The sequence below is a fragment of the Actinosynnema sp. NPDC091369 genome (assembly GCF_044757065.1).
Taxonomy (GTDB): domain Bacteria; phylum Actinomycetota; class Actinomycetes; order Mycobacteriales; family Pseudonocardiaceae; genus Actinosynnema.
The window spans coordinates 1-10,327 of record NZ_JBIVUG010000032.1; the positions used below are offsets into that span (position 1 = coordinate 1).

General features: G+C 65.0%; 12 protein-coding genes and 1 pseudogene. 10 read left to right on the forward strand and 3 right to left on the reverse strand.

The features are described 5' to 3' along the window. The first annotated feature begins 586 nt into the window (after nucleotides 1–586). Nucleotides 587–787 carry a hypothetical protein gene (locus ACIQMJ_RS40735; RefSeq protein WP_499766369.1) on the forward strand — a complete coding sequence of 67 codons (201 nt, stop codon included), beginning with the start codon at nucleotides 587–589 and terminating at the stop codon, nucleotides 785–787. A gap of 423 nt (nucleotides 788–1,210) precedes the next feature. Here ACIQMJ_RS40735 and ACIQMJ_RS40740 read toward each other — a convergent pair whose 3' ends face one another. Together ACIQMJ_RS40740 and ACIQMJ_RS40745 are read right to left on the reverse strand one after the other, a co-directional pair. Further along, nucleotides 1,211–2,380 (reverse strand): site-specific integrase, encoded by a 1,170-nt coding sequence (locus tag ACIQMJ_RS40740; RefSeq protein WP_499766370.1) that lies wholly within the window; start codon nucleotides 2,378–2,380, stop codon nucleotides 1,211–1,213. Between the two features lie 18 nt (nucleotides 2,381–2,398). Further along, nucleotides 2,399–2,983 carry a hypothetical protein gene (locus ACIQMJ_RS40745; protein WP_499766371.1) on the reverse strand — a complete coding sequence of 195 codons (585 nt, stop codon included), beginning with the start codon at nucleotides 2,981–2,983 and terminating at the stop codon, nucleotides 2,399–2,401. 95 nt (nucleotides 2,984–3,078) lie between these two features. Here ACIQMJ_RS40745 and ACIQMJ_RS40750 point away from each other — a divergent pair, with 95 nt between their 5' ends. The 9 genes and pseudogenes from ACIQMJ_RS40750 (at nucleotide 3,079) to ACIQMJ_RS40790 (ending at nucleotide 9,340) form a co-directional block, all read left to right on the forward strand. Continuing rightward, nucleotides 3,079–3,342 carry a helix-turn-helix domain-containing protein gene (locus ACIQMJ_RS40750; protein ID WP_499766372.1) on the forward strand — a complete coding sequence of 88 codons (264 nt, stop codon included), beginning with the start codon at nucleotides 3,079–3,081 and terminating at the stop codon, nucleotides 3,340–3,342. Then, complete coding sequence (locus ACIQMJ_RS40755) at nucleotides 3,332–3,559, forward strand: helix-turn-helix transcriptional regulator (protein WP_499766373.1); 228 nt, start codon at nucleotides 3,332–3,334, stop codon at nucleotides 3,557–3,559. The genes ACIQMJ_RS40750 and ACIQMJ_RS40755 overlap by 11 nt, the downstream gene beginning before the upstream one ends. Nucleotides 3,560–3,563: 4 nt before the next feature. Next, nucleotides 3,564–3,785 (forward strand): annotated as a pseudogene (locus tag ACIQMJ_RS40760) (AAA family ATPase); the annotation flags it as partial. Between the two features lie 173 nt (nucleotides 3,786–3,958). After that, entirely contained in the window at nucleotides 3,959–4,774 is an 816-nt protein-coding gene (locus ACIQMJ_RS40765) for a hypothetical protein (protein ID WP_499766380.1), read from the forward strand. 295 nt (nucleotides 4,775–5,069) lie between these two features. Continuing rightward, complete coding sequence (locus tag ACIQMJ_RS40770) at nucleotides 5,070–5,696, forward strand: DUF4365 domain-containing protein (RefSeq protein WP_499766374.1); 627 nt, start codon at nucleotides 5,070–5,072, stop codon at nucleotides 5,694–5,696. A gap of 94 nt (nucleotides 5,697–5,790) precedes the next feature. Then, nucleotides 5,791–6,843, forward strand: coding sequence for a hypothetical protein (locus ACIQMJ_RS40775; protein ID WP_499766375.1), 1,053 nt, complete (start codon nucleotides 5,791–5,793; stop codon nucleotides 6,841–6,843). A 287-nt stretch (nucleotides 6,844–7,130) separates the two neighbouring features. After that, a complete protein-coding gene (locus ACIQMJ_RS40780) occupies nucleotides 7,131–7,739 on the forward strand; it encodes a hypothetical protein (RefSeq protein WP_499766376.1) in 609 nt (202 codons plus the stop codon). 1 nt (nucleotide 7,740) lies between these two features. Continuing rightward, nucleotides 7,741–8,697: a hypothetical protein gene (locus tag ACIQMJ_RS40785; RefSeq protein ID WP_499766377.1), complete on the forward strand. Its 957-nt coding sequence runs from the start codon at nucleotides 7,741–7,743 to the stop codon at nucleotides 8,695–8,697. After that, nucleotides 8,681–9,340, forward strand: coding sequence for a hypothetical protein (locus tag ACIQMJ_RS40790; RefSeq protein ID WP_499766378.1), 660 nt, complete (start codon nucleotides 8,681–8,683; stop codon nucleotides 9,338–9,340). Before ACIQMJ_RS40785 ends, ACIQMJ_RS40790 begins: the two co-directional genes overlap by 17 nt. Nucleotides 9,341–9,617: 277 nt before the next feature. On the opposite strand, the gene ACIQMJ_RS40795 is transcribed toward ACIQMJ_RS40790, so the two are convergent. Continuing rightward, nucleotides 9,618–10,235 (reverse strand): phosphotransferase family protein, encoded by a 618-nt coding sequence (locus tag ACIQMJ_RS40795; RefSeq protein WP_499766379.1) that lies wholly within the window; start codon nucleotides 10,233–10,235, stop codon nucleotides 9,618–9,620. Nucleotides 10,236–10,327: the final 92 nt, after the last annotated feature.

Consider the following 10,327-nt stretch of genomic DNA (forward strand, 5'->3'; position numbering starts at 1 on the left):
CCGGACATCAGCACCACGATCGCCCGCCGCAGCCGTACGGGATCCTTCGCGGTCCTGGTGATCCGTTGGATCTTCCGGCCTTCCTCCATCGACAAGGGCCTGACGAACACGCTTGGTCGACGAGCCACAACCACCTCCCGCACTCGACATGCGGGACCAGCCTGGCCGATCAGGCCACAGGACCGATTACCGGGTCAACCCTCCGAGACACGCCACTAGATGGATCGCCAGGTGCGCGTGGATGTCCGCCTGGTCAGGCGGGGGAGGGAGTTGGCTGCAGCCGAGGGGGATTGGTTTGGTGATGGGCTTGTCCCTCCCCTGGTGTCCGTAACTGCCGTAACTGCCGTAACCGTGCTGGTTAGCCGGTTACGGATGGCTCGTGGTAGCTGTAACCGGCTCGGTTTTCCGTAACTGGTTACGGACGCGGGAGGCCATCCGTAACCGCCTGACCTGCATCGTTACGGCAGTTACGGCAGTTACGCTTCTGGGAAGGTTGGGAGGGGTGGCGGAGCCGTTGCCGGGTATTGGTCCACCCCTCGGCTGCAGCTTGCCCTTGCATGCCCATGGAGGGCTAGGCTTGCCTGCTATGACGAGTCCGGCGGAGCTTGAGCGCAAGGTGCGGCAGCTCGACAACGACGTTCAGTCGATCTACGAGATGCTTGCCACGATCGAGGCCACGCAGAAGCGGCAGGGCAACCGGCTTGCCGAGATCGCGGACACCCAGGCGGAGCACGGCTCGAAGCTGGACGCCATCTTGGAGCTGTTGCGAGGCAGGCGGCCCGAGTAGGACTGACAGATGTGAGAACGGCACTCAGCGCGCCTTGAGACGGCCGTAGCCGCTCTGTCGTGCGACGCTCCTTGCTTGTGTACCCGCGGACCCGCTACGTGCCGCTCAGGGCTTGTCCATAATGGACGCTGCGTGTGGGTGTCCGAGTGACTAACTGAGTGACAACTTGGCGACACGGGGCCGGACGCCTGTGGACGTTGCGGGACAATCGATGCAGGTCACGCGGACTGTCCAGGCTGGACTATCGGCCCTGAGAAGTGCCTGGGGGTCAAGGGGTCGCAGGTTCAAATCCTGTCGTCCCGACGGTCGATAGAGGGCGAAAGTCCAGGTCAGGGCCTTGGATCACTATGGTGAGACAAGGCCCTGACTGCGTTTAGGGCAGCGCTGTCTCACAATTTCTCACGAACGCTCGTACTGCTTGTTTCAGCCCAGGAGTTCGCCGAGCTGGTCAGCCGCCTGGCGCAGGTGCTCGACGTTCGGGTGGATGTAGACCCGCTTGGTGAAGCTGAGGTCCGCGTGACCCGCCCAGGCGCTCACGACCACGTCGGGTACGCCGGATGTCGCCAGGTAGGTCAGGCAGGCGTGCCGAGCGTCGTATGGCCGGACCTTCCGTACGTTGGCCTGCTCCATCAGCTTGTGGATCGCCCGTCGGAACCGGTCGGTCTTCCATGCCGCACCCAGCTCGTCCACCAGCACGAATCCGGACCGGTCGTACAGCTCACCGGCCTTCATCGCCTCTGCGGCCTGCCTGGCCTTGAACGCCTTGAGCGCTGCGTGCAGGGGTGTAGGCAGGGGCAGCTTGCGCTTACCCTTCTCCGACTTCGGCCCCTTCTCCTCCACTTCACCCTCGACCAGCGTGCGCGTCAGCTCGACCGACAACGTTCCGGCGTCGAGGTCAACAGCGCTCCACCTGAGTTCGCAGACCTCGGCTGGCCGCATCCCAATCAGCGCCAGGAGCACGGGGGCGTGGAGCCGGTGGTCGCGGATCGCGGCGAGGAACTGTCTCACCTCCGTCTCACTCCAGGGCACTCGCAAGGCCGCAGCAGCCGCCGCCTTGCGCCGCGCCTCGCGCGGGATCTGGGTGTACTGGGCGACGTTGCGGACCACCAACCTGCGCCGCATCGCCATGTTCAACGATGACCTGAAGCGCCCCAGCGTGAGCTGCACGGACCGGACGCTGAGCCCGCTGCCGACCTTCCCGCCGCGCTTGCGGCCGGAGGTGAGCATCCAGCTCACCAACTCATCCACGTCCTCCTCTGTGACGTCCTGGAGCCGCTTCCCGCCGAGCCGCTCCCGCACTGGCAGCAGCGCGTCGGCGTAGTTGGCGGCGGTGGCCTTCTCGACGTCGACCGTCGTGGACTTCAACCAGGTGTCCAACCAGGCCGACACGGTGGTCTTGTCCGGCCCGACGAACGTCCCCTCGTCGGTCTGGTGCTTGACCTTGGCGTACTCGGCGCGGGCTTCCTTCTTGGTGTCGTAGGTCTTGGTCAACTGCCTACGCTTGCCGGTCGTCGGATCACGCCCGATGTCGATCACAAACCGGTACCTCGTCGTACCGTCCTTCAACTCGATCTTCTTGATCGGGTCCCCCACTGCGGTGGTGCTCCTTCGTTATCGGTCCCCCTCGGGTGGACCCAGAGGGGGCAACAGGCCAAGCTCACGAGCTCTGCGGATGTATCTCGCCACCTGCGGGCGGGAGCGGTTCATCGTGTGCCCCACCATGACCGCGGGCGATTTGCTGCCTGCCGCCAGAGCCTCGGTGTAGATCTGTGCCGCCGTGTGCGCGTCCCGGTCGGCCTGGCTGAGGCCGTCCGGCACCGGTGCCGGACGGCTGGGTACGGCGCGTTCGCGATGCTCGGGCGGCAACGTCGCCAACCACTCCTCGCGAACTGAAGCTGGCACCACCGCCGCGTTCATCGCTTCCCGCAGCAGTTGGTCGACCAGTACCTGCCTCAACACCGAGGTGGTGATCGGTGACCGGCTGTTCGACCTGACGCTCAGCTCGACGATCACTGGCCCTGCGTCCGCCGTGACCTGAACTTCGATGCTCACGACCGCCGGGGGGTCGCCGAGCTGGATGTGGGCATCGAAGAAGGCGGGCACAGCGGTGTCGGGGCCGGCGGGCAGGTATCCCCTGGACTCCACAGGCTCGACCGACACCCAGTCGATCCGGAAGTTCTTCGGCAGGCGAGGCACGACAGAACGATACGCATCCCTTCATGAGCGCTTACACCACGTGACGATAGGGCAGTGACAGTGACATGTCAACGCAAAGCGTCTATCTTGGCGGCATGAACACGGGGGGATTGAGGCTCGCGGACCGCGTTGCGGAGCTGCGCGAGTGGATCACAACTGGGTATGCGCGCGACCTACGTGTCGCTGCTGGACTGAGTCAGGCACTGGCGGCTCAGGACTGCGAAGTAACGGCGTCCACAGTGCACCGTTGGGAGACCGGTAGCCGACTGCCTCGTGGCCGCAACATCACCGCGTACCACGCCTTCCTGGCTCGCTTGGTCGAGCGGGAGCGGCAAGGGGGCGAGTCCGATGGGGAGTAGGCAGGAGGCTGAACGGCGTCCGACCCTGGCGGAGATCAAGGCGACGTGGCCGCCCGCCGTGGACGTCCCGACAGCGGCAACGGCGTTCGGGATGAGCCGCAGCAAGGCGTACGACCTCGTCGCCCGCGACGAGTTCCCCGCCAAGGTGGCCAAGTACGGCGGCCGGATCATGGTGATCACGGAGTCGCTCGTGCGCGCACTGTCCGCGGGGGACTGACGTCATGGCTGAGTTCGGGGGACAAACTTCGCCTGGCGCGCACGACGAACCACCGACCCGGCGCCTGCGATTGAGGTCCGTGCACGAGATCGACATCAGGCAGACGCGGTTCGCGTGGCGGGACTACCTACCCGTCGGCGAGGTCGCCCTACTGGTCGGCAAACCTGGCATCGGCAAGAGCACGGTCGTCGTGGACCTGGCGGCCAAACTGACCACGGGACAGCTCGACGGCGACTTCACCGGCGAGCCGCAGCACGTCCTCTACTCCATCACGGAGGACTCGGTGCGGACACCAACGGGCAGCGCACTGAACGGGACCGACTGCGCGACCTCGTCACGGCTGAGGCCGCCGAGGCTGCTAACGAGGTCGGGTTCGTACTGGGCTTGCGCCGCCGTGGCGTGCTGGTCGCCGCCTACCCCGAGACTGGGCCAGTCACCGGCTACAAAGTCGCACTACGGCCCGAGCAGCAAGCCGCCGAGCAGGACCTCCCAGAACCCGAGCCGCTGTGGTTCGCCGGGTCGACCCTGCGCCGCGACCTGTCCTTGCCGCGGCTACGCGCCCGCTGGGCCGACTCCAGACCACTACCCGTCAGCCGACAGCAGACGCTGTGGCGTGACATCGTCGACCAGCCCGTCGGTCCACAGGATCTTGCTGGCGGAACAAGCGAGCAGACCTTGCGACGGGAACTGGACCGGGCCCGCACCGCGGTGGAAGTCGCCATCGGCGCCGCAGAGGGTGCGGTTCCGGCACCGGACCTGGACCAGCGTACCTGGCACCTGTTCGTCGAGCGCTCCGCCGACCTGTTAGCCGTAGTCCGACCCTACGACTCGCACAACCTCCTGGACGAAGTCCACGACCAGCTCACCCGCGCCGCCCAACTTCCCCGCACCGTCCCGACGGCCGAGTTCACGGCGTCGCCAGGTGCGAAGCAGTCGTCTGTTTCGGCCATTACCGCCCAGGAGGCGCTGCGAATGCTGGGCGACGCCGCCCGCATCGCCGCCCGCGCCCGCGATGTCACCCCGGTCGTCTTGGCCGTGGTCGTTGTCGCCGTTTTGGGCATCATCACGGCCTGTACGCGATCGCGGAGTGTCACGCTATCCGCGAGGCCGCCCGCCACCAGCTCGCCGCCGCCATCACTGTTATGGAGGAACACCCGGCCCGCGACGACCTTCCGCAACCCAAGCGACCACGTCAACATCTGTCCAGCACGATGACTCCAGCTGCAGCTCGACCGAGTCCAACGCCGCTTCCCGGCACCAAACCGGCACGCCTACAGCGACCAACACCGCTCGCTCCGACCGGACGCACATGGCCTTCCCGGTGATCCGGGCGGCGCAAGACGACGTATGAAGACGTGAGGTCACCGCAAGCGGCCAGCTCTACAATCGGTGCCGCCACTCAGACGGGTGATGTTGCGGTGGACTGGAGTGACTACTCCACGTCAGCGCAGACCAGGCACAACGCTTGCTGTGGCTGGCTACAACCCACCTCACTGCTGTTCTGGCCTCAATGAGCGTGTTGATCTGGATGGGTGAACGGTCCTCGACAGTTCACACTGATGTCGGCTACACAACGTGCCTTCGAGGCACGACGATGGCGATCATGACAGATGGCGCGAGCCGCTCGTTGAACGGTGTGGCGATCTTGGACGCGAACCGGGCGAAGTCGCGGTTCGGCATCGCTTACGTTCGTGCGGTGTGCAGCCAGGCTGGGGCGGGCTTCCAAGAGGGCAGTCCAGATGAAGACGTGCTCGCAATTGACGGAAGCATCGAATTCGAAATGGCACCTGCGCGGGTGCAGGTGAAATGCACCGGACAGTTCCGCATCAAGGGGGGATCGACGGCGACTTGGCCGATTGAAGAGTCCTGGCTCCGGCACTGGAAGCGCTCTGGAGTTCCGGTTTACTTCATTCTGGTGATCGTTGATCCGGATGATCAAGTGTCATGGCTACAGCACCAGGATGACGCAACGCTACATCGTGCGGCTGCCTTCTGGACCCGAGTGGATACGCTCGCTGATGGACAGAACATCGTTGTCCCCAAGTCCCAGCGGTTGACAGCCGACACGCTGCAGTTGTGGGCGGAGGAGGTCGAGGCTAGCTTCGTCGCGTCGAGAGGGGGCGGTGTGGTTGCGTGACACCATCGTCTTACCGACGGCAGTCGACCTGGTGAGCTACCTCAGGACCCATGGGTGGTCGTCTAGTCCACCCGGCCCGGGTGGCACGCTCTGGGTGAAGGGCGAGGTCCGTATCGGCGTGCCGCACGAGCTGGATGACCTGCTGATCGGCTCAGTAGTGTCCAGGCTCGCTCGGGCCGAGCGGCGCGACGTGAAGACGACCGCCGACGCGGTGCGGTACGTGCGGTTCGACGTGGCGCACCTAAGAGCGGTGAACGACTATCGCATCATCGACAAGATTCCGCTCGAAACGGCGACGAAGCTGATCGGTTCTGCGCGGACGATGCTACGTGCCACCGCGACGACGGCGCGATTAGAGCGTGCTCAGATCGGAGGTAGTTATTCCCGAATCGGTGATGATGTTGTCCGTGAAGCGTTCATGGGACATACCGAGCGGGGCTCGTTTATCATTCCGGTGCTAGTGCCAATTCCGGAACCCGAGCAGCCGGACCCTGGGCAGCCGACGTTGTACGACGAGCATGAAGATCCCATTCGGTACAAGGCTGCTTCCGAGCCCTTCGAGCGTCGTGTCGTGCGGACCTTCGCCCAATCGATGCAGGCTGTGCATGACATCGTCGTCGAGCCTGGTCGAACGCCGAACACCGATCAAATGCACGAACTGGTGTATCGAGGTGTGAGTCGGGAGTTCTGCACAGCACTGGTGAATGTCCTAGATGAGAGTGCGATCGGGGAATTTGAGACCACTGTCGACTGGGCGCCGGTGGTGCCTGCGCCGGATACGATGCCACGGCAGGTGTCGATTAGTGCGGAAGCCGTCGACCTCGTCCGGTCGCTCGCCGAGCGGTTGCGACAGCAGAAAGCGCCCTCCAAGCAAATGTTCTCCGGCACCATCGTTCAGTTTCGGCATGAGGATCATGACGATCCTTTCGGAGAAATCGCCGTGTCGACCATGCGTCGAGGCCGGCCATCGGAGGTCAGGGTACGACTCCCACTCGAGGACTACCGCAAAGCCTGGGAATGGCACAATGCAGGCCGCGCCGTTCTGGTCGAAGGACTCATCCGTCGCTCACCCGGCAAGCCAGGTATCGTGGACGATCCGGCTCGTTTCCAGCCACTCGACGAGTTGATGTTGCCGGGCTCGGTCTAGCTTTCCAAATTTCCGATACGTGTAGCGGCGGGACCTATGAGGATCAGGTCAACCACCGGCCTAATGAAGTCGTCCAGCCATCGACTACTTGTTTGACTGGTGGGACAGTCGGTGTTCGGCCACGCTCGGTCGAGGTGTTGGGTGAGTGGCTCCCTCACTCTCGTTTGGCAGACCCGCAGTTGTGCGGACTCGGTGCGCCGGCTACCTCGTTGGAGTAACAAGCGCGGCGTGGAGTCGATACCGAACATCGGAGGTGCGCAGTGTATGTCCAGACTTGCATCAAAGGTGTGCACGGGATCGACGACACGGAGGCGAAGGACGTCCTCGACGGCAGCGGGATCCAGTGCGGCTGGTGGCGACGCGTCGGGGCGATCACGCCTCGGGAGGTCGCAGAGCGGCTGACTTCGGCCGACCTGGAACTGCACGTCAACGCTTATAGCAGGCCGCACCCGACACGACCCGGGCTGGTGAGTGAGGAGACGCCGTTCATTTCCCTCGCCGCGGGTGCGGTGGAACGGAACACCTTCCTCAAGACCAACCTCGTCTACCCCGCGCACCTCACAGCGCTTCAGTTCGCGAGTGACTTCGGCCGATTGCGCGGCGACTGCTACCTGTTCTACTGCTGGGTGGTCGTCGGTCTCACCCCGGCCGTGCCGGTGGAGCACCTCGCCGAGGAAGTGCGCGAGCTGACCACCTATCGCCGATATTCTCACTACCAGTTGGAGGGCGAGGTGACTGCCAAGGTCATCGTCCCCGCGAGCCAGATCCACCGCTACGAGAAGTATACGATCTCTGACGATGGTTCGGGCGGCATCGACCTGCGCTTGGTGGAGTCGGTCGTCAATCCGGCTTATGTCGACCCCTCCGCGGTCGTGAGCATCAGAAGCGCGTTCTGACATGGCGGACTTCGGATTCGGCGATGAAGAGGTGCTCGACGCGCTCGGTGTGTCGGCGCGAGCGCTCCGAGGGCAGGCTGATTTCCACGCCGCGTACGCTGTCGCGCTCTCCCGAGCCCGCCCTTCCGACCCGGTGTGGGGAGCCCTGGTCTCGCGTGATGACCCTTGGCGCAGCGCGGCACTGCGGGCCTCGGCCTACCGCATGGCCGCACAGTACGCAGCTCTCGTCGACCCGACGGCCGCCGCACGCCTAGCCTTCCGTGCCAGCATCGCCTATCTGGAGGCGGGCCTGCCGTTCGGCGCGATGGTGGCCGTCGGGCTGATGGGCAGGCGAGCGGCCGTCACCGGCGCCTTGGTCGATCGCATCCGGGCGATGACAACCGGTTTCTCGGCGTTGGACCCGGTTCAACGCGTGTACCTCCTGCTCACGCTCGTCGGCCATCCAGTACTCGCTGACAACTTCGAGAGTGCGGTTCCCGACGTGGCACGAAATCTTGCGGCGCACGGACTGCACCCGGTAGGAGCCCACGGTGTTCCTCTCGCCGACCACTTCGAGTTGGCTCTCGCCCTTTTCCGCACGGGCCGTCGGCCGGATCTGGTCGCGCCGGTCGATGACGTCGAAGGCCCGGAGGTCTTCGACCATCTCGTGGCGATAGGTCGGCGGCGTGCGGCGGCGCTGCGCGTCGCACAGGGCAACGACTACCTCTGGAGGAACGCCGCCGCGCCGGTCGATCTGGTCGACCTGGAGGAGGTGTCTATGACGGGACTGATCTTGAACAGGCTCGGCGGGCGGAGGTGGCTCGACTCGGCGATCCGCGAGGAGGAGCCGCTGGTCCGGATCCCCCTTCTGGTGGCACAGGGCTTGCGTTCGGCCTTGGCGGATGCCCGCGTCTTTGATAGCGAACCGTTCGGGCCGCAGCGTTTCAGTGAAGGAGAGAACGGTGAGGATGTACATTGAGTGGGCTGCGGAGGCGTCGTCAGACCCCGCTTGGCATCGGGTGCTGACCGCAGTGCCGTCGTTGTTATGGCCGTTGTTGGTCCTGCTCGTGCTCTTGCTGTTCCGCCGCGAGATCCGGAGCAAACTTTCTGACATCACCTCCTTCAGCACCTCCGTGTTCGAGGCGACGTTCGCCGAGACGTTGAAAGACGCGCAGCCGGACGTTCAGGTGCCGACCGCAGATCGGCTGGGTGCGGTCGCCCGAGCGGAACGAGCGCGTGAGAGGTGTGCCGGGAAGCGGCTCCTGTGGGTGGACGACCACCCTGGGAACAACCATGTTCTGGGCGACGTGTTGGAGCGGTTACTCGGTGTCGACATCGCCTATTCGCTGAGCACTGCCGAGGCGATGCGGTCGTTGCTCGCCGACACCGGGTTCACCATGGTCATCAGCGACATGGCGCGAGGTGATGATCCAGAGGCAGGTGCGCATCTGATCCGGCTGATGAAGGCCGAGCACGTCCATCGACCGACAGTCGTCTATTGCGGTGAGGAGCGTCCTGTGCCGCCTGGGGCGTTCGGGCTGACCAATAGGCCCGACGAGTTGCTGCACCTGGTCATCGACGTCTGCGAACGAGACTGGGCGCGGGCCTCGACCCGTGGGTGAGCGCAGGCTGAGAGTGGCCGCTGCAGCCCTGGACGAACACGACCGGCATCGTGACAGCCGCCCGCGCAGGCGGCGTGATCAGGAGTAATGCGGCGAGCAACGCACGCCTGTGAGGTGAGGTCGGTGATGTGGCCGGTGCGGCGGCGGAGCGGAGGCGCTGCTTGCCGACTGTCAGCGGGTGCTCGGATCCGACACCAACACCCGACCACCCGCGATAACCTCGCCTACTGGCAGGAAAGCTTGCCTGCGACCGGTCGAAGCATGTTGGCCTGCCGATTCACAGCGCTGGAGTCCACCGCCAGGGTCGCGTCTCACCCCCACGCAGGCAGGCGACACGGAGGTTGGCCTCCGCTCGGGCGTCGGAGTTTTCGGCTGCGCGTTGGGCGACGTAGGACGCCATGCGTAGTTCGCGGATGTCGCGGAGCAGTTGGAAACCGGGCCAGTCGGTGACGTCGTGGCCGTAGCGGTCGCAGAAGTCGTGGTAGTCCTCGGCGGTGATCCAGTTGAAGCTGGTGTGCTTGATGGCGGTGCTGACTAGGTCCCACTCGAATGGCCCGACGGAGCAGCGTTCGAGGTCGAGCAGGACCACTTGGCCGTCGTCGGTCGCGACGACGTTGCCGACCCAAGCGTCACCGTGAACCACGCAGTGCGGCAGTCCGGCGGGGAGTTCGGCATAGCTGGCCTGTAGTGAAGCCAGGCGTTGGCGAAGCCAGTTTAGGTCCGTGCCAGTAAGGGTTCGGGCAGCGTCGATGCGCTCGCTTAGCCGGACGAAGGGGTCGAGGGCGGCGAAGGGAACGTCGCTCGGGACGGGTAGATCGTGGAGTCGGCGGATCGCCGTGGCGACTTCGGCCGGAGTGCCGTGGCGGTGAGGAGGAAGCTCCTCCCAGAAGGTCACGGGACTTCACCCCGGATGTTGGACACGGGGTTATGCGGCTGAGGTCAGCGTAGCCGGTGTCGGGGTGAGGGTGTTCTCGTAGTCGATCGGGG

Excerpts from the sequence above, each read along its gene's own strand:
- ACIQMJ_RS40735 (WP_499766369.1), top strand. The coding sequence starts at position 587 with ATGACGAGTCCGGCGGAGCTTGAGCGCAAGGTGCGGCAGCTCGACAAC.
- ACIQMJ_RS40750 (WP_499766372.1), top strand. The coding sequence starts at position 3,079 with ATGAACACGGGGGGATTGAGGCTCGCGGACCGCGTTGCGGAGCTGCGC.
- ACIQMJ_RS40755 (WP_499766373.1), top strand. The coding sequence starts at position 3,332 with ATGGGGAGTAGGCAGGAGGCTGAACGGCGTCCGACCCTGGCGGAGATC.
- ACIQMJ_RS40770 (WP_499766374.1), top strand. The coding sequence starts at position 5,070 with ATGAGCGTGTTGATCTGGATGGGTGAACGGTCCTCGACAGTTCACACT.
- ACIQMJ_RS40785 (WP_499766377.1), top strand. The coding sequence starts at position 7,741 with ATGGCGGACTTCGGATTCGGCGATGAAGAGGTGCTCGACGCGCTCGGT.